An 18,112-nucleotide genomic window follows, 5' to 3' on the forward strand; every position below is an offset into this window, starting at 1 on the left:
TTATTTGGTTGAAAAATGGCAGTCACATACTCATACAAAGGTATCCAATCCAACAAATATACAGAAGGACAAATTACTGCTCTCAATAAAGACGAAGCTGCATTCAAGTTAAAAGAAGACAAGATTATTATTACCTCATTGGTAAAGCTCTCTGGTAAAGAGACAAAGCCTCAAAAAGAAGCAAAAATAAAGAGTGGTAAGAGCGCCTCAAAAAAAATTCCGGTAAACGAAGTTATTGTCTTTACTAAAAAGTTTGAAACAATGGTAAGAGCTGGCTTACCTATTCTTGAAACTATTTCAATGATTGAAGGGCAAACTAAACATAAGGGCTTTAGGTTAATTATTCAAGATATTCACAATTCAGTAGAGTCTGGCACAACCTTGTCCGATTCGTTCGAGAAATATAAAGATGTTTTTGATACTGTATATATCAATTTATTACGAGCAGGAGAATCCAGCGGTAAGGTTCAATTATTTTTACAAAAGTTAGTCATCAATATGGAAAAACAGCAAAAAATTAAGAGTGACATTAAGAGCGCTCTTACATACCCAATCATCCTGCTGATTGTAGCAACAGCGGTAGTAGTTCTTATGATGATTTTTGTCGTCCCTGTTTTTCAAGATATGTTTGCTAATAATCCTGGTGGTCTTCCAGGCAGCACTCAAATGGTTGTCAATATAAGTGACTTTATGAGAGATCCATTAAAAGGTGGCGTTCTAGCTATATCACTCATATCTGCTTTTTTTATTGCTTCATTTTCGATTAAAAAAAATTATAAGTTGAGACGTCTGTGGCACAGCATTGTATTGAAAATTCCACTTTTTGGCGGCTTAGTGAATAAATCCTCGCTAGCTAAAATCTCAATGATTCTCAGTAATTTACGGGCTGCTGGAGTGCCTGAGATGGAGGCATTGGATATTGCAGCCAACGCAAGTACCAACATTGTTATCCAAGAGTCAATGATTGATATTAAGCGTGGCGTTTTTTCAGGCGAACCATTGTCAAAGTTGTTTGCAAAATCACCAACAATTTTTACACCATCATTTATAGCGCTAGTTTCGGTTGGAGAGAAGACTGGAAATATGGAAGAAATGTATGGTTCTATCGCGAGCTATTACGAGGGCGAGATGGATGTAACTATTTCACGTCTTACTTCAATGCTAGAGCCAATAATGATGGTATTTATGGGTGTGACAGTTGGGGGTATTTTAGTTGCAATGTATACGCCAATGTTCCAACTGGGTGAAGTGCTGTAAGCTTAATCGCTACCTCTAATGTTGTATGCTTTACTTAAAGCTTTACCACTCGCCTCTATGCAAGTATCAAGGTAAAGTGTTAATTTGTTTAAATTTTTCCACCAGCCAACCACTAAATGGTGTGTACCTTGTTCATTTAAGCCTCCCCAATTCTCTGGATTCGTGCCACTAGCAACACAATTACCTTGATATCTGCCAGTATGAATAGCTGTCTTATCTGCTTTGTAAGCATTCTCTATATGAGAGTCAAAATATAATTTCATCTTGGCAGATACATTTCCCCAATTAACATTAGGACCAAAAAAATCAGAGCACTTTAATAAATTTTCTCCATTAAGATTCATCAATTCTGCTGATGAATTTATTTCGCATTTAGTAGTTTCATTTACTATGTATTCATAAATGACATTATGATTTGCTTCGGTAACTCTTTTTTTTGCATCATCCATGTAACCGTTGTACATTGGAATTCCAACGCCTGCAAGAATACCAATAATTGCCACAACAATCAAAAGCTCTATTAAAGTAAAACTTTTTTTGATATTTGTTACCATAGATTAACTTTAACAATTTTCTTTAATTTTTTCCTCAAAATTATTAATGCAAAATTTTGTTCCCTTATTGCCAGATTTTGGATACGCGTATGCTTGAAACCCTTTAACATTGTTGTTTCTGTGAATCCCAATAAAGTAGTAGTAATGACCATCCTCATCTAATACTTTTTTTCCACCAAAAAGGTTATTATTTATAAGAGGGGTTTGAGAGTTGCCAGAATCAGTCCAGTAATATTCGTTATTTTCTGAATAATAGTCTGACTCCATGAGGGAGATGGACCTCAGGTTATTTTTGGCTGCAGATTCCTTGCTATCTAGAATAAAGCCATTGTACATTGGTATACCGACAGCAGAAAGAATACCAATAATGGCAACAACTATTAAAAGCTCTATAAGTGTAAAACCCGCTAAAAAGCGGGTTTTAAGATTATATTTCCTGCTAAGAGAAAAGTTATTCTTTAACAATTGATTCTTTACTAGTATATTTGTTTCCACCACTCTCATCACCAATATTGGTAATTATTGTCATTGTATTATTGTTATAGCTAATGTGTGAAGCTCCAAGAGGAGGCGTATTGCTAGTACTAACTACAACAGCTGCCTGCGATGTTTGATGAGGATTTTTATTGATTGAATTAAAGTATGTGGCGAAATTAGTAGCTAATCCATTTGAGTTACAGTCTGCCGATGAAGTACCTAAAACGATTTTAGTTGATCCAGCTGAACATTTAGTGAAAGATGCTGCAATGAAGCTCTTAGTATTTGAGTGGTTAGTGTTTGTGCTTTCTATTTTTGCACTCGCCATGTAGCCGTTATACATTGGAATTCCAACACCAGCTAAAATACCAATAATAGCTACTACAATCAGAAGCTCTATTAAAGTAAAACCTTTCATCATTCCTTTTATATTTCTCTTAATCATTTGCCTCTCCTGAGTTTTAGAACGTTTATTTTCAGAGTATACCTTTTATTTTGGTCTATATTTGTTGAATGTTATGCATGCTATTAATAGTTCCAGAGCTCATATTGATCCCAAAGTGCCTTAGAATCTTCAATTCCGTTTTCATAAGCAAGGCTTAACCAGTGTTTTGCCTTTTTATATGATTGATCAACACCTGACGAAGTTAAATACATAGCTCCAACATTGTATTGGGCTTTTGCCAGACCTTGTTGCGCAGATTTTTTATACCAATTAAAAGCTTTACCTTCATCTAGATCAACACCATACCCATTAACATAAAGTCCAGCTAGGTTGTACTGGGCCTGGGCATCGCCTTGCTCAGCAAATGGCAGCCATTCAGTAAATGCCTTTTTATAATTACCTGAAGAATATGCACTCCAGCCATCATTAAAGTCTGATCGTGCCGGGTTATTAATCAATAAACAAAGCAAAACTAAAGTAAATAATAGTTTTTTCATAATTAAACGACTTTTCCATCCTTGTAATCTTCTTAAGCTATTATCTGCCCTTTCTCATCCCACTTGGTCCATTTTCCTTCTTCCAATTTTTGACCGTTTTCATGCCAAGTGACCCATCTTCTATAGTATAGGCCATCAATATCGATACTTTCTTTCATCTTTTGACCACTCTCATACCAGTAATTGTGGTTTCCGTGCCATACATTCTCTTTGTATGACTCATGTAAAAGCATCTTTTGCCTTTGATGACTACTTTTTTTCGTAGTGGACCATATAATTCACACTGACATCGTCACCTAACTTATACTTTTTTGTAATTGGATTGTAGGTCATTCCAATCATCGAGCTGATGGATAAGTCAGATGACCTAGCCCACTCATCAATCTCGCTTGGACGAATAAACTTCTCATAGTTGTGGGTCCCTTTCGGCAGAAGATTCAGGACATATTCAGCGCCAACAATGGCAAAGAAGTATGACTTGGGGTTCCTGTTAATCGTTGAGAAGAAGACTTGGCCTTGTGGCTTCACTAATCTTGAGCAGGCCTCGATCACCAGTGATGGGTCAGGAACATGCTCTAACATTTCAAGGCAGGCGATGACATCAAAAGATTCGGTCTCTTTTTCAGCTAAATCCTCGGCTGATATGGACTGGTAATCAATATCCAGGCCAGACTCGAGGAGATGAAGTTTAGCCACTTCAAGTCCTGCTTCAGCGAGATCAATTCCAACAACAGTAGCACCCTCGAGCGCTAGAGACTCGCTCAGTATTCCGCCGCCGCAACCGACATCTAGAATGCGTTTGCCTGCGAGAGTGCCTCCGCACTGCTCTTTGATATAGTTAAGTCGAAGCGGATTAATATCATGTAGCGGTTTAAACTCTGAATTTCTATCCCACCAGCGCGCTGCTAGGGCTGCAAATTTATTTACCTCTTCGTGGTCAACGTTTGAATTCATAGCGCCTTTATAAAGTCGAGTACTTCTTCAGCATGTCCATCCACCTTGACTTTATCCCACTGCTTGAGAATGTCTCCGTCCGGACTAATAACGAAAGTTGATCTGACGATACCGATGTGCTCTTTGCCGTACATTTTTTTAAGCTTTAAAACATCAAACTGCTTACACAAGGACTCGTCCTCGTCTGAGATTAGGTCGATTGTGTAGTTGAACTTCTTGATGAATTTATCGTGCGATGCAATGGAGTCTCTAGAGACGCCATAGATCACTGAATTATTTGCAGCAAAGTCTTCATTCAGCCTTGTAAAGTCGTTGCCTTCAATGGTGCATCCAGGGGTATCATCCTTCGGATAAAAGTAGAGAACAATATTTCTTCCTTGGTCATCAGGAATGTTTACATTTAGATCACTTGTTGCGACACATGTAGTAGGGTTTACTTTATTCATATACGATATAATCTCATGGTTTTAATAAAAGCAGTCATTTTATCATTGATATGCAAAAAATCCGAAATTTTTCTATCATTGCGCACATCGATCACGGCAAGTCTACCATTGCCGATCGCTTCATTCAATTTTGCGGCGGACTCAGTGATCGAGAGATGTCTTCTCAGGTTCTTGACTCTATGGACATTGAGAAAGAAAGAGGTATCACGATTAAGTCGCAGAGTGTATCCCTTGACTTTAACTCAAAGGATGGAGAAACCTACCAGCTCAACTTTATTGATACCCCAGGACACGTTGATTTTTCTTACGAGGTTTCAAGGTCGTTATCTGCCTGTGAGGGCGCTTTACTCATCGTCGATGCCTCTCAGGGGGTAGAAGCACAAACCGTTGCCAATTGTTATACAGCGATGGATCAGGGCTTAGAAGTATTGGCCGTTCTCAATAAGATTGATCTTCCTGCTGCTGAGCCAGAGAGGGTGGTTGATGAGATTGAAGATGTGGTCGGCGTTGAGGCGCATGACGCCGTTCACGCGAGCGCCAAATCTGGCATTGGTATAGAGGAAATCCTTGAGCAGATAGTAGAGAAAATTCCTGCGCCAGAGGGTGATTTAGATGCCCCAATTAAGGCGCTCATTATTGATTCATGGTTTGATAATTATCTTGGCGTTGTCTCCTTAATAAGAGTCATTGACGGAGAGATAAAACCCAAAACAAAAATTAAAATCTTCTCAAACAAGAGCGAGCATCTTGTAGACGAAGTTGGTATTTTTACCCCTAAGAGAACAAAAACGGAAAGCTTAAAGGCTGGTGAAGTTGGCTTCTTAATAGCGAGCATTAAAAACATTGATGGCGCTCCAGTAGGCGATACAATAACAGGAAGCAAGAATCCTGTTGATGTCCCTCTTGAGGGATTTAAACCGGTTCAGCCAAGAGTGTTTGCCGGCTTATTTCCGACCTCGGGTGAGGACTATGAAAAATTCAGAGACGCGCTAGCAAAACTGCGATTGAATGACGCAGCACTTCAGTACGAGCCAGAAAACTCTGATGCTCTCGGGTTTGGATTTCGAATTGGTTTCTTGGGTCTTCTACATATGGAGATCGTTCAAGAGAGACTTGAGCGTGAATATGACCTCGATCTAATTACGACTGCGCCAACTGTAATCTATGAGATTCTAGATACCAAGGGGAACGTTTCCAGAATTGATAGCCCTTCAAAGCTGCCACCACCACAAACCATTGCTGAGTTCAGGGAGCCAATCATCACAGCAAATATATTGGTGACGAGTGAGTATGTTGGGCCTGTCATCAGTCTCTGCGTAGAAAAAAGAGGCGTTCAAAAGAGTATCAACTATATGGGAAGGCAAGTCTCAATTGTTTATGAGTTGCCTCTGAATGAGGTCGTTCTTGATTTCTTTGATAAACTGAAATCAGTCTCTCGCGGATTTGCCTCGATGGACTACCAATTTGAGCGCTACCAGACCTCTGACTTAATCCGACTAGATATTCTCATTAATAATGAAGGTGTTGACGCATTAGCACTCATTATTCATAGAGACAACTCGGTCTATAAAGGCCGTGAGATTGCAGAAAAAATGAAAGAGCTTATTCCAAGACAGATGTTTGATGTCGCCATTCAGGCCTGTATTGGCGTTAAGATTATCTCTAGAACTAATGTCAAAGCGCTCAGAAAGAATGTGACCGCTAAGTGTTACGGTGGTGACATCACTCGAAAAAGAAAGCTACTTGAAAAGCAGAAGAAAGGTAAGAAGAGAATGCGCTCAATTGGAAGGGTGGATATTCCGCAAGAAGCGTTTCTTGCCGTCCTTCATATCGACTAAAGCATCTCCTCCAGCTTTTTGAACCAGTCGGTGTGATCTTTTGCGCAGACGAGTGTTGGCTCGATTTCAGGAGTTTCCATAGTGCTTCCAAGAGGCGCCATCATCCAGCCCCTTGCAGGAGAGAATCTTGGCGACCTTGAGCCACACTTTTTACAAAAGGCGTTCCCAAAAGTATTGGGCTCTTCCATCACATACTCATCCACCATCTCTTTGCCCGAAAGCCATTTAAACTGCTCAGCCTTCACAAACAAATTGGTCGCAAATGCTGCGCCAGTAACCTTTCTGCACCTAGAGCACTGGCACATACCAAAAAATTCATAGGGACCTGATAGCTGCCAGGAGACCTCACCACATAGACACTCACCTTTTAATGTTTTGTGCGTTTTCATAAGGCTAACATTATGCTGCTAAAACCTCTATAAAGAACTTCGTACCAAAATAAGATAAGACGAGAACCGCGAAGGCAACCTGGGTCGATAAGACAATGAGCTTTCCTCTCCATCCAAAGATCATGTGGCCAAATAAAATGACAGCAAAACCGATCCAAGCCATGACTGATAAGATTGTTTTGTAGGTCAGCTGCTGGGTGAAGAAATCAGAAATATAAAAGTAACCCGATATTAGTGAGAGCGTGAGCAGTAAAAAACCCATCTTTAGCGTCTGATAGAGAAAGTCTTCCATGGTTTGAAGTGCTGGAAGTTTGTCTACAAAGGTGTTGAAGTTATGTTCGTGCAGCAGGCGCTCCTGAATACTCAAAAGGATTGATTGACCAACCGCAAGAGCGAGAAGGGCATACGCTCCGATTGATAAAAAAACATGCGCAGCAATCGAGATGGAAAGGAGCTTTCCTTCACTTCCAGGAAACAAAAAGGAGACAATCACAGCTATAGCGCTTAGCGGGTATACCAGCATCCCCAAAGAGTGAATTGGTTTTGTGAAGGAGGTTAGAAATAATAACGTTGCTACAACCCATGCCACAAAAGAAACACTTACAGTGAGCCCAAAAAAAACGCCGTTATGCTGCCACATTTCAAACAGTATGTATCCGTGCGAGGAGACAGCGACTAAGAGCATTAAGTTGACGACTAATCGATGTTGGCTTGTTACTGTGTCTAGTAGAAAATAGCGAGTCAGAAGAAGCCCAGCGAGCAAATAAGCAATAAATGGTAGAGTGTGTAGTAAAGGCATCTCTAGCTTTGTCTTTGCAAAAGATTATATAATACGATATTTCAATGAGCTAGAAAGTAATGTTTGATAATTTAACAGATCGTCTATCCAATAGTTTTAAGGCCCTTCAAGGCAAAAATAAATTATCTGAAGGCAACATTAAAGAGGCTATTCGTGAAGTCAGACGATCCCTTCTTGAGGCCGATGTAGCGCTTGATGTCATTAAGTATTTCATTGAACGTGTTCAAACCAAAGCGGTGGGTCTTAAGGTAGGTGAAGGACTCAGCCCATCCCAAGCCTTTGTCAAGCTAGTCGAGTCAGAGTTAACTGAGGTTATCGGTGGTCAAAATGAATCCTTAAACCTTTCAACTCAGCCACCAGCCGTAGTCATGGTTGCGGGTCTTCAGGGTTCTGGTAAGACAACGTCCATTGCAAAGCTTGCAAGGTTCCTTAAAGAGGAGCAAAAAAAGAAAGTACTTGTTGTAAGTGCAGATGTCTACAGGCCTGCAGCGATAGAGCAGTTGAAAGTTCTTGCAGAACAGATCGATGTTGATTTTTTCCCATCAACGATTGATGACAAGCCTGAAAAAATAGTCAGTGATGCTAAAAAGCAAGCACAATCTCAGTTTCACGATGTACTCTTAGTCGATACCGCAGGCAGACTTGCGATTGATGAGCAGATGATGTCAGAGATCCAATTGCTTCAAAAGAAAGTCAATCCGATTGAAACACTATTCGTTGTTGATTCAATGACCGGTCAAGATGCAGCTCATACTGCAAAAGCATTCTCAGATAAACTCCCATTGACGGGCGTCATCCTCACGAAGACGGATGGTGATGCCAGAGGTGGTGCGGCGCTTTCAGTGAGACATATCACCGGCAAGCCTATTAAATTTATGGGTGTGGGTGAAAAAACTGATGCTCTAGAACCTTTTCATCCAGATAGGATTGTTTCTCGAATACTTGGAATGGGAGATGTCCTTTCTCTTGTTGATGAAATTTCTAAGAAGGTTGATCACAAGAAAGCCCAAAAAAATGTCCAAAAAATGGCAAAAGGCCGATTTGATCTTGATGATATGAGAGATCAGTTGATGCAGATGCAGGAGATGGGCGGAATGGGAGCTTTGATGGATAAACTCCCTGGAATGGGGCAAATTCCACAAAGCGTTAAAAATCAGGTGATTGGTGACTCTGAGAGCTCCAGAATGATTGCTATTATTAATTCAATGACGCCTAAAGAAAGAAACCACGTCAATTTAATCAAAGGTTCTCGCAAAAAGAGAATTGCGAACGGCTCTGGGACCGATGTTCAGCATGTCAATAAATTATTGAAGCAGTTCGAAAAGATGCAAAAAACAATGAAAAAGATGAAGGGCGGTAAGATGAAAAAGATGATGCAGCAGATGGGCGATATGCAGGGGCAGGGCGGTATGCCTGATATGTCAAAGATGCCTGGCTTTGGTAATAAGAAATTTCCTTTCTAGCTCAGTTATTCTGAAAATAAGTGCGCAGAGAGAATAGAAAATGAAAGATTTATTAGAAGCAGTTCATTTGTATTTTGAAGGAATTCACGAGTGTGATGTGTCTAAATTGAAAGAAGTATTTCACCCTGAATCAAGTCTTTTTGATGCAGATAATGGAAATATTTTTGTAGAAACAATTGATAGTTTTTTAGAAGATGTATCAACAAGAACTTCGCCGGCAAGTGTTGGTCAAATCATGAAATCAGAAGTACTAATGATTGATTACTTATCTCCTATGAGTTCTTCAGTGAAAATTAGAATCCAAACACCCAAGAATGTTTTTGTTGATCACTTAGCATTTGTTAAAGGTCAGAACGGCTGGAAAATTGTTTCAAAGGTTTGGCATTTAGAAAAAGAAGAAAAAGAATAGAAAACAAATACAGAACTATTAAGAAATAAAGGGTAAGGCTAGAATTATTTTTGTTGATGCATCTTGCAGTTTATCGTTTTTGATATAAAATTCGACCAATTATTTAGCCTAGATTATTGATGAAATTAAATCTCAAAATCTTTACTCTACTTTTGATAAGTCTTTTTTCAATACTCTCTTCGGTATCTTATGCCGACGAGTTGCCTGAATCGGTCCAGCTTACATTGGCAGTTACTGCAGACGACACGATCAATTTAACAGCTGTTAAGATGGTTGAAAAAGGTTTGAATGTTTATGAAGCTATTAAGCAGTTAGTTGTTGTAGGAGTGAAAGATACAAGCTATGGTCCTCAAATCATGGCTCTGGGCGGAGTTGAGGCTATTGGAAATACCTATTGGGCTTTGTATGTGAACGGCTCGATGTCGATGGTTGGAGCGCAAGATGTGATTCTTTTAGACGACACATTTATTCGCTTGAATATGGAAGACTTTTAAGATATTATTGTTTCAAATTTAATGGAGAGAAAAGATGGACAATCAAGATTATAAACTTAACTCAAGTTTTAGTTATTTAGTTATTTTGGCAGTCTTAATTGCCCTAGGTGTTGCAGGAAGACTGCTTCCGCATCCACCAAACTTTACGCCGATGGCGGCGATTGCTCTGTTTGCAGGCTTTATTTTCGTTAAGAGATATATGGCCGTTGTTGCTGTAGTGGTAACAATGCTTCTATGTGATTACTTTGCCTTTGGAACATTGTCTGCAGAATGGTTTGGGTCTAAGTCCATGTTTGTTGTTTATTTGGCATTACTGTTTCCAATTGTATTTAAGAACTTTCTTCAGAAAAAGCTCGGTGTTTTGAGAATAGCTGGTGCGGCTCTTGCGAGCTCAAGCGTGTTCTTTATAGCAACGAATTTTGCAGTTTGGGCGTTCTCTCCGATGTACGCAAAAACATTTGAAGGTCTCGTTCTTTGCTATACGATGGCGATTCCTTTTTTCCAAAACACAATCGCAGGAGATCTCATCTGGTCAGGCGCAATCTTTGGGTCTTACTTGGCTTTACGTAACTACTCAAATTTGCAAATTTTCAATCAGAAAGATTCTTTAATTTTTAATTAAAGTTATTGCTTTGATCAATGATTTTTTAAATTGATCAAATTGATGCTATGAGTAATCATTTAAAAGGACTCTTAATGACTATCTTTGCGGTAGTCATCCTCAGCCCTGATTCAGTTTTAATTAGATTAGTCGAGGATGCATCCCCTGATGTTGATAGTTGGACGGTGCTTTTTTGGAGAGGAGCTTTATATGCAGTTGGAGTCTCGACACTGGTCTTTTTAAAGTATCGCTCTAAGACCATATCAGAATTCAAAAATATTGGAAAGGGCGGCTTGTTAATTGGTTTCTTTTCAGGCATTAGTACAGGAACATTTGTCTTTGCTATTGTCTACACATCGATTGCAAATGCTCTCGTTATTATCAGTACGGGCCCCATCATGATTGCAATTGTGGCGTGGGTCTTGCTTCGAGAGAAGTCTAGCTTGGTGACCTGGATTGCAATGATTATTGTTTTTATTGGAATTTATATTGTGATGAGTGGCAGTGTCGGCGGTAAGAGCCTTGTGGGTGACTTTTTTGCTCTTATCACTGCTGTAATGATGGGCTTTACCTTTACGCTGACTAGAAAATATAAAGACATCAATATGGTCCCTGTGAATGCCATTGGTGGCCTTATTGCAGCAATAATAGCTGTTTTTATGGCCAATACAATAGCGATCCCCAAAGAAGTAATTTCTTATATTATTGCAATGGGCGTCATACTTTCAATCTCCTTTAGTTTAATCACCATTGCGCCAAGGTATATGCCTGCTGCTGAAGTTGGAATGATTATGCCTTTAGAGACTGTTCTGGGTTCGTTGATTGCTTGGTATATCATTAAAGAGGAACCAACAATGAATGCTCTCATTGGAGGCTCTATTGTTATTGTTACCTTATTCTTGCATTCCTGGTATAGCACTAATCAAGCTCATAAACTTGAAAAAATCTAGGGATTATTAGATGTCTTCTCACTTAAAAGGCATGTTGATGGCTTTTCTTGGTGTTTTTATATTAACACCTGATGGCGTCTTAATTCGTTTAGCTGATGCAGACAGCTGGTCAATTATTTTTTGGCGTGGCTTTTTTTTCGCAATTGGCGTTCTTATTATTCTTTTGATGACTTCAGGCTCTAAAGCTGTTGATGAAGTTAAACAGATAGGTAAAGACGGCATATTCATTGGCATCCTTACGGGCCTTGGAAGTGTGACATTTGTGTTTTCAATTCAACACACTACAATAGCCAGTACGCTTGTTATTGTGAGCATCATGCCAATGATGATTGCGGTTATTTCATGGCTTATTCTAAGAGAAAAGTCAGGAATTTTTACTTGGATTTCAATGGTTATTGTTGTCATTGGAATTTATATTGTGATGAGCGGAGAGACTAAGGGTTCAAATCTCTATGGAAATCTACTGGCACTTCTTTCTGTAACTTTGGGTGCGACTGGTTTTACTCTTATAAGAAAAAATAAAGATATAAGTATGATTCCTGCTATGGGTATTAATGGACTCGTTCAGTCGGTGGTTGCTTTGGTTTTTATTGAAGCAGTGATATTGAGCTTTGATAATATGATCTATATTTTTGCAATGGGCGTAATGCAGGCATTATCTTTTAGTTTGATTACAAGTGCGGGCAGGTATATCCCAGCAACTGAAGTAGGAATGTTTATGCCGTTAGGGGCAGTTTTTGGAATTGTAGCCGGATGGTTAATCATTAGTGAAGAGCCTTCAAGTAGCGCATTAATTGGTGGCTTTATAGTGCTATTAACATTATTTATACATTCTTGGTATTCCAATAATCTGGATAAAGGTTAGTAATAAAAGAATGATAGGTCATTTATTTTTGACTAAAATGCATGGCTGCTTAACATTCAATTCTTTAATTAAGACTAATGATAAAAAATAAAGTAATTAGGGCCGATCTCATTATGCTTCTTGCAGCAGCAATATGGGGATTTGCGTTTGTTGCGCAGCGAGAAGGCATGGAGACGATGGGCCCATTTTTCTTTAATGCTGCTAGATTCTTTATAGGCTCAGCTGTTTTATTTCCATTGGTCTGGTATCTGTCAAAGAAAAATAAGACCCCAACAAACAAGGAAACATCAACTAAAAAATTATTAATTGCAGGCATAATTGCTGGATTATTTTTATTTTTAGCTTCCAGTTTTCAGCAAGTTGGAATTCAGTATACAACTGCTGGAAAAGCCGGTTTTATAACTGGTTTGTACATTTTTTTTGTACCGCTGATTGGTATCTTTTTTGGTCAAAGAACTGGCTCTGGAACTTGGCTGGGTGCATTTATAGCAGTCATAGGGCTCTATCTTCTAAGTATCAATGATGACTTTAGTATTGCACGCGGTGATCTGCTTCAGCTTATATGCGCTGTTTTCTTTGCTGCACATATTTTAGTCGTGGGCTATGTTGCTAAAAGCATGGATCCTTTAAAGCTTTCCCTGATTCAGTATGTTGTTTCGGGCGTTTTGAGTTTCTTTATCGCAATTGCTATCGAAGTGATCACTTTGCAGATGATTGTCGATACTGCAATTCCGCTGCTTTATGCTGGAGTTATGTCAATTGGCGTCGGATATACGCTTCAGGTTGTTGCACAGCAGCACGCTAAATCATCTCACGCTGCTATCATATTGGGATTAGAGGGAGCTTTTGCAGTTCTTGGTGGTTGGCTCATATTAGATGAAAACTTATCAACAAGAGGTCTTATCGGTTGTGGATTAATGCTTTCTGGAATGTTCTTATCTCAGTTATTACCTCGTTTAAGCCTTAAAAAAAGCCAATCTAAGAAAAACTATTTCTCATGGTATGATTAGCCAGCTTCTTTGTGTTTAATGCAATAGTGGAAATTGATGAATATTATCGATCTTCAAAACATAACGGTATTTCAAGGAAGAAACAAGGTCCTTGATAATTTCTCTTTAACGATTGATGAAAGTCAAAGCACTGTCATTCTAGGTCCAAATGGCTCTGGCAAAACAACCCTCCTTAAGCTCTTAAATCGAGAACTTTACATCGTTGAAGATCCCAAGAGCAGTCTTAAGATTTTTGAAAAAGACAAGTGGAATGTTGACGACCTAAGGTCAAACCTTGGCGTCGTCTCCCAGCACCTTCAGTATGGTTATTCTGAGAGTGCGATTGGTTTGTATGTTGTTCTTTCTGGTTTTTATTCGAGCGACGGGATATGGCAGCACCAAAAATTTGAAGATGAGAAATTAAATCGCGCCCAAGAGGTGATGGATCTATTGTCTATATCTGATTTGCAAGATAGAGCATTCTCTTCGATGTCTACAGGAGAGCAACGAAAATTCTTGCTGGCAAGATCTCTGGTCAATGATCCTGCCGTTCTAGTGTTCGATGAGCCTACAAGTGGCCTAGATATGAGTACCTGTTTTCAGTATCTTGAAATCATTAGAGAGCTCATCAGTATGGGCAAAAAAGTGGTCTTGGTAACGCATCACGTTCATGAAATACCACCCGAGGTAACCAGAGTCATTCTTTTAAAAGAGGGTGAAATTATTGACGATGGCAACAAGGATGAAATTTTAACAAATGCGAACCTGACCAATCTTTTTGACTGGCCCATTAAGGTCATTAAAGAAAACGGTTATTACCAAGCAATGCCTGGATAGCTACTCTTTATCTGTTCGATAAAGAGCTGATAGAGCATGCGCCTGAAGGCCTTCACCATAAGCCAGCGTTGAGGCAGTCTTGCCAAGTTTATTGGCGCCATCTTTCGAAGCCATAATGATACTTGATCTCTTTGTAAAGTCATAGACACCAAGCGGCGATGAAAACCTTGCAGTGCCTGACGTTGGAAGGACATGGTTTGTTCCGGCGCAATAATCTCCAAGCGATTCAGAAGAGTACTTGCCCATAAAGATTGCACCCGCATGTTTGATTTGATCAACAATTCCCTCAGGTTCATCGACTGAAAGCTCAAGATGCTCTGGCGCTATGTCATTAGAAATTTGAATCGCCTCAGCAATATCTTTAGTCAAAATGAGAGCGCCTCTATTCTTCAATGAAGTTCTAATGATTTCTTCTCGATCCATTGAAGGAAGTAGCTTTTTAATACTCTCTTCAACCTGACTTATAAAGGCTTCATCTGGACAAAGAAGGATTGCCTGAGCATCTTCATCATGCTCGGCCTGTGAGAAAAGATCCATCGCAATCCAATCTGGATTCGTTGTGCCATCACAAATAATCAGTATTTCTGAAGGGCCCGCGATCATATCAATGCCGACCTGACCAAAAACGTGTCTCTTTGCTGTGGCCACATAAATATTGCCAGGACCAACAATCTTATCTACTTTTGGGATCGTTTCAGTTCCATAAGCAAGTGCTGCGATGGCTTGCGCACCTCCAATTGTAAATACAAGGTCAACCCCAGCAACATAAGCAGCAGCTAAAACGAGCTCATTGATGAGACCTTTAGGAGCGGGTACAACCATGACGAGCTCTTCGACGCCGGCTACTTTTGCCGGTATAGCGTTCATAAGGACAGAAGATGGGTAAGCAGCTTTTCCTCCAGGAACGTAGAGTCCAGCTCGCTCTAAGGGAATAATTTTTTGACCTAAAACGGTTCCATCCTCTTCAGTATAGCTCCACGACTGTTGAATTTGCTTTTGGTGATAAGACCTTATCCGGTCTGCAGCTAAAGAAAGGGCTGTTTTTTGCTCCTCATCTAAATTATCAAAAGAATCTTTAAGTCTGTCTTTTGTGATAACGAGCTCAGAAATAGAGACTTTATCAACAGAGTCAAATTTTTGAGTGTAATCTATAACAGACTGGTCACCATTTTTGATAACGTCATCAATAATTTTTCTAACTATGTTGTTTACCTCTTCATTGGAAGAGTTACCCCAAGACGTTAATGAGTTAAGCTGAGTAGTGAAATTTTGATCCTTAGAGGATAACTTATTAATCATAAGTTTTGCTCTATTTTTTGGATCCAATGATTCATTTCTTTGTGTTTTGTGTTGAAAGCAGCAGAGTTGACAATGAGTCTCGAGCTGATTTGTTGTATTAATTCAAGCGGGACTAAATTGTTTGCCTTTAAAGTGTTTCCGGTGTCTACAAGATCAACGATGCAGTCTGAAAGCCCAACAATGGGCGCAAGCTCCATAGCACCATAAAGCTTAATGACTTCAACCTGCTTGCCTTGCTTATAAAAATACTCTTTTGCTGATTTGACATACTTTGTCGCAACCTTCAGAGTGCTCTTGTTTAAGTCTTGACCTTTTTTAGAGGCAACCATAAGTCTGCATTTAGAGATACCTAAATCTAGCAACTCAAAAATTCCGTTTGCACCATGCTCTAACAAAACGTCTTTGCCTGCAATACCTATATCAGCAGCCCCGTGCTGAACAAAAACAGGGACATCACTCGCCCTAATCACAACCACTTTAACGTCACTGAGGTTAGTATCTAGAATTAATTTTCTACTCTCCAGCTCACTCTTTGCAATGCTGATTCCTGCTTTCTCAAGAAGTGGCAGAGTTTGGTCTAATATACGACCTTTCGATAGCGCAATCGTTAACATAGTTATTATCTAGTTGTCTTGTTATTCTAGTGTTGAACGCGTTCAATATCTGCGCCTAACATTTTAAATTTTTCTTCAATCATCTCATAACCACGATCAAGATGATAGACGCGCTCGATTGTTGTCGACCCTTGAGCAGCTAGACCAGCCAATACTAGACTGGCAGAAGCTCTAAGATCTGTAGCCATCAAATTCGCGCCAGACAAAGATTTTACCCCTTTACAAACGACTGTGTTGCCTTCTAGTTTGAGGTTGGCTCCCATTCGGCTAAGCTCAGGAACGTGCATAAAGCGATTTTCGAAAATCGTCTCTGTAATTGTACTACTTCCCTCAGCAATTGAATTAAGTGCCATGAATTGGGCCTGCATATCTGTTGGAAAGTTTGGATAAGCACTTGTTCTAATATTGACAGAATTAGGTCTTTTTCCTTTCATATCAAGCTTAATAGAATTTTGATTCGTTTGAATATCTGCTCCAGTTTCAATGAGCTTACCAATAACAGCCCTCATAGCATCTGGCTCAATATTATTAACCGTAATTTTACCCCCCGTTATAGCAGCTGCAACAAGGTAAGTTCCAGCCTCGATTCGATCAGGACTAATAGAATATTCAACACCGCTTAAGTGATCAACGCCTTCAATCACAAGAGTCGAGGTATTCTCACCTGAAATTTTTGCGCCCATTTTCTTCAGGCATCGAATAAGATCGGTTACCTCAGGTTCCTGTGCGGCATTATTAAGTGTAGTAATGCCTTTAGCAAGAGTTGAAGCCATAATGATATTTTCAGTCGCAGTAACAGAAATTAAATCAAAGTTAATCTGCGCACCAACAAGCTCTTTCGTTGAAGCATAAATATAACCATTTTTTACTTCTATTTTGGCGCCCATCTTCTCTAGAGCATCAAGGTGAAGGTTTACTGGACGAGTTCCAATAGCGCAGCCTCCAGGGAGAGATATTTTAGCTTTCTTGTATTTAGCAAGCATGGGACCAAGAGTTAAGATAGACGCGCGCATGGTTTTAACGAGTGAGTATTCAGCGGTTAAATTGGTGAGCGATGAAGAGTCAATAAATATCGAACCATCTTCTTCGAGGACAAAATTTGATCCCATATCCATGAGCAGTCTTAGTGTTGTTGAAACATCACTCAGTTGAGGAGTATTAGAGAGCTTAAGAGGACCATCAGAGAGGATTGATGCAAAAAAGATTGGCAAGGTTGCATTTTTTGAGCCAGAGGTTTTAATGCTTCCTTTTAAGGGAACACCTCCATTGATAAGCAATTTATACATTTATTTAAGATTTAGAGAGCATTTTTTGAATTAACTTCTCTACGCCTTGGCGTTTAATTTTGGAGTCATAACCAATTTTTTCTATATCAAGGATACTAATTGATTGATATTCTAAATCATAAATTTTCCATCTATTTTCGTTAATTAATTTGAGAGTTACAGTAGCATTGGAGGTATCAAGACCAATTGAAACCATTATTTTAACCCTTGCTTTGTTTGCATTTTGAGTGTAGTTTTCATCTACTTTGATATTTATATCTTTCCAGTCTTTAATTTCAGCCAATATGCCTACATAATCATTAATTAAAGAATTTTTTATATCTCTTTCAAATACTTTTTTTTGTTGTAAATTAAGATTTATCCAGTGATCACCCAAAGCAAGTTTAGTGCTATGCTCAAGATTAATATAAGGAATAATTTTCTTTTTGGTTAGATTAAGAGTTGACGAAAATGTTCCATTGCTTTGATTGTGCAAATCAATAAATGCGCAGACGACATCATTCAGAATGGCTTCAACCTGTTCCGTAGGTCCGTCACCAGCGGATTTTGGTGAAATTGAGGGGCAGTTGGTTGAGGCATGTATTATTCCGATAATGAGAAAATTAATCAGGAATGCCTTTAAAATATTAAGGACAAATTTCATGATGGT

At 39.2% G+C, this 18,112-nt stretch carries 23 protein-coding genes; 10 read left to right on the forward strand and 13 right to left on the reverse strand.

Features of this window, described 5'->3' with window-relative positions:
* The first annotated feature begins 15 nt into the window (after nucleotides 1-15).
* Complete coding sequence (locus AC5YGB_RS03490; RefSeq protein WP_496137843.1) at nucleotides 16-1,257, forward strand: type II secretion system F family protein; 1,242 nt, start codon at nucleotides 16-18, stop codon at nucleotides 1,255-1,257.
* 2 nt (nucleotides 1,258-1,259) lie between these two features.
* Here the strand turns inward: AC5YGB_RS03490 and AC5YGB_RS03495 are convergent, their stop codons facing one another.
* The 7 genes from AC5YGB_RS03495 to AC5YGB_RS03525 form a co-directional block, all read right to left on the reverse strand.
* A complete protein-coding gene (locus AC5YGB_RS03495; RefSeq protein ID WP_496137844.1) occupies nucleotides 1,260-1,811 on the reverse strand; it encodes a prepilin-type N-terminal cleavage/methylation domain-containing protein in 552 nt (183 codons plus the stop codon).
* Between the two features lie 9 nt (nucleotides 1,812-1,820).
* On the reverse strand, nucleotides 1,821-2,306 hold the full coding sequence (locus AC5YGB_RS03500; RefSeq protein WP_496137845.1) for a type IV pilin protein: 486 nt from the start codon (nucleotides 2,304-2,306) through the stop codon (nucleotides 1,821-1,823).
* Nucleotides 2,263-2,733 carry a prepilin-type N-terminal cleavage/methylation domain-containing protein gene (locus AC5YGB_RS03505; protein WP_496137846.1) on the reverse strand — a complete coding sequence of 157 codons (471 nt, stop codon included), beginning with the start codon at nucleotides 2,731-2,733 and terminating at the stop codon, nucleotides 2,263-2,265. Before AC5YGB_RS03505 ends, AC5YGB_RS03500 begins: the two co-directional genes overlap by 44 nt.
* A gap of 83 nt (nucleotides 2,734-2,816) precedes the next feature.
* Nucleotides 2,817-3,230 (reverse strand): tetratricopeptide repeat protein, encoded by a 414-nt coding sequence (locus tag AC5YGB_RS03510; protein WP_496137847.1) that lies wholly within the window; start codon nucleotides 3,228-3,230, stop codon nucleotides 2,817-2,819.
* 32 nt (nucleotides 3,231-3,262) lie between these two features.
* Nucleotides 3,263-3,463, reverse strand: a complete 201-nt coding sequence (locus AC5YGB_RS03515) for a toxin-antitoxin system YwqK family antitoxin (protein WP_496137848.1) — start codon at nucleotides 3,461-3,463, stop codon at nucleotides 3,263-3,265.
* 16 nt (nucleotides 3,464-3,479) lie between these two features.
* A complete protein-coding gene (gene ubiG, locus AC5YGB_RS03520; RefSeq protein ID WP_496137849.1) occupies nucleotides 3,480-4,184 on the reverse strand; it encodes a bifunctional 2-polyprenyl-6-hydroxyphenol methylase/3-demethylubiquinol 3-O-methyltransferase UbiG in 705 nt (234 codons plus the stop codon).
* Nucleotides 4,181-4,630: a peroxiredoxin gene (locus AC5YGB_RS03525; protein WP_053820275.1), complete on the reverse strand. Its 450-nt coding sequence runs from the start codon at nucleotides 4,628-4,630 to the stop codon at nucleotides 4,181-4,183. Before AC5YGB_RS03525 ends, ubiG begins: the two co-directional genes overlap by 4 nt.
* 50 nt (nucleotides 4,631-4,680) lie before the next feature.
* On the opposite strand from AC5YGB_RS03525, the gene lepA reads away from it, so the two are divergent.
* Nucleotides 4,681-6,468 (forward strand): translation elongation factor 4, encoded by a 1,788-nt coding sequence (gene lepA, locus AC5YGB_RS03530; protein WP_496137850.1) that lies wholly within the window; start codon nucleotides 4,681-4,683, stop codon nucleotides 6,466-6,468.
* Here the strand turns inward: lepA and AC5YGB_RS03535 are convergent.
* Together AC5YGB_RS03535 and AC5YGB_RS03540 are read right to left on the reverse strand one after the other, a co-directional pair.
* Complete coding sequence (locus AC5YGB_RS03535; RefSeq protein WP_496137851.1) at nucleotides 6,465-6,857, reverse strand: GFA family protein; 393 nt, start codon at nucleotides 6,855-6,857, stop codon at nucleotides 6,465-6,467. The two genes, lepA and AC5YGB_RS03535, sit on opposite strands and share 4 nt — an antisense overlap.
* Before the next feature lie 10 nt (nucleotides 6,858-6,867).
* Nucleotides 6,868-7,656, reverse strand: coding sequence for a cytochrome C assembly family protein (locus AC5YGB_RS03540; protein WP_065353589.1), 789 nt, complete (start codon nucleotides 7,654-7,656; stop codon nucleotides 6,868-6,870).
* A 59-nt stretch (nucleotides 7,657-7,715) separates the two neighbouring features.
* Here AC5YGB_RS03540 and ffh point away from each other — a divergent pair, with 59 nt between their 5' ends.
* The 8 genes from ffh (at nucleotide 7,716) to AC5YGB_RS03580 (ending at nucleotide 14,264) form a co-directional block, all read left to right on the forward strand.
* Nucleotides 7,716-9,119, forward strand: coding sequence for a signal recognition particle protein (gene ffh, locus AC5YGB_RS03545; RefSeq protein ID WP_020025821.1), 1,404 nt, complete (start codon nucleotides 7,716-7,718; stop codon nucleotides 9,117-9,119).
* Between the two features lie 40 nt (nucleotides 9,120-9,159).
* The gene (locus tag AC5YGB_RS03550) at nucleotides 9,160-9,528 is read left to right on the forward strand and encodes a nuclear transport factor 2 family protein (protein WP_496137852.1); all 369 of its coding nucleotides are present in this window, start codon (nucleotides 9,160-9,162) and stop codon (nucleotides 9,526-9,528) included.
* Nucleotides 9,529-9,647: 119 nt separating this feature from the next.
* Nucleotides 9,648-10,022, forward strand: coding sequence for a DUF4430 domain-containing protein (locus AC5YGB_RS03555; RefSeq protein WP_496137853.1), 375 nt, complete (start codon nucleotides 9,648-9,650; stop codon nucleotides 10,020-10,022).
* Nucleotides 10,023-10,056: 34 nt separating this feature from the next.
* Nucleotides 10,057-10,644, forward strand: a complete 588-nt coding sequence (locus AC5YGB_RS03560; protein ID WP_496137854.1) for a DUF6580 family putative transport protein — start codon at nucleotides 10,057-10,059, stop codon at nucleotides 10,642-10,644.
* A 47-nt stretch (nucleotides 10,645-10,691) separates the two neighbouring features.
* Entirely contained in the window at nucleotides 10,692-11,573 is an 882-nt protein-coding gene (locus AC5YGB_RS03565; RefSeq protein WP_496137855.1) for an EamA family transporter, read from the forward strand.
* Between the two features lie 10 nt (nucleotides 11,574-11,583).
* Nucleotides 11,584-12,438 (forward strand): EamA family transporter, encoded by an 855-nt coding sequence (locus tag AC5YGB_RS03570; protein WP_496137856.1) that lies wholly within the window; start codon nucleotides 11,584-11,586, stop codon nucleotides 12,436-12,438.
* Nucleotides 12,439-12,515: 77 nt separating this feature from the next.
* The gene (locus AC5YGB_RS03575) at nucleotides 12,516-13,448 is read left to right on the forward strand and encodes an EamA family transporter (protein ID WP_496137857.1); all 933 of its coding nucleotides are present in this window, start codon (nucleotides 12,516-12,518) and stop codon (nucleotides 13,446-13,448) included.
* Between the two features lie 36 nt (nucleotides 13,449-13,484).
* Nucleotides 13,485-14,264, forward strand: a complete 780-nt coding sequence (locus AC5YGB_RS03580; RefSeq protein WP_496137858.1) for an ATP-binding cassette domain-containing protein — start codon at nucleotides 13,485-13,487, stop codon at nucleotides 14,262-14,264.
* On the opposite strand, the gene hisD is transcribed toward AC5YGB_RS03580, so the two are convergent.
* From hisD to AC5YGB_RS03600, 4 genes are read right to left on the reverse strand one after another with little or no spacing between them, the layout of a single operon-like run.
* Nucleotides 14,265-15,563 carry a histidinol dehydrogenase gene (hisD, locus tag AC5YGB_RS03585; RefSeq protein WP_496137859.1) on the reverse strand — a complete coding sequence of 433 codons (1,299 nt, stop codon included), beginning with the start codon at nucleotides 15,561-15,563 and terminating at the stop codon, nucleotides 14,265-14,267.
* Nucleotides 15,560-16,177, reverse strand: coding sequence for an ATP phosphoribosyltransferase (gene hisG, locus AC5YGB_RS03590; RefSeq protein ID WP_496137860.1), 618 nt, complete (start codon nucleotides 16,175-16,177; stop codon nucleotides 15,560-15,562). Before hisG ends, hisD begins: the two co-directional genes overlap by 4 nt.
* A gap of 26 nt (nucleotides 16,178-16,203) precedes the next feature.
* Nucleotides 16,204-17,463: a UDP-N-acetylglucosamine 1-carboxyvinyltransferase gene (gene murA / locus AC5YGB_RS03595; protein WP_496137861.1), complete on the reverse strand. Its 1,260-nt coding sequence runs from the start codon at nucleotides 17,461-17,463 to the stop codon at nucleotides 16,204-16,206.
* A gap of 4 nt (nucleotides 17,464-17,467) precedes the next feature.
* Nucleotides 17,468-18,106, reverse strand: a complete 639-nt coding sequence (locus AC5YGB_RS03600) for an ABC transporter substrate-binding protein (protein WP_496137862.1) — start codon at nucleotides 18,104-18,106, stop codon at nucleotides 17,468-17,470.
* Nucleotides 18,107-18,112: the final 6 nt, after the last annotated feature.

It is taken from the genome of Candidatus Pseudothioglobus sp. uisw_142 (assembly GCF_059512465.1).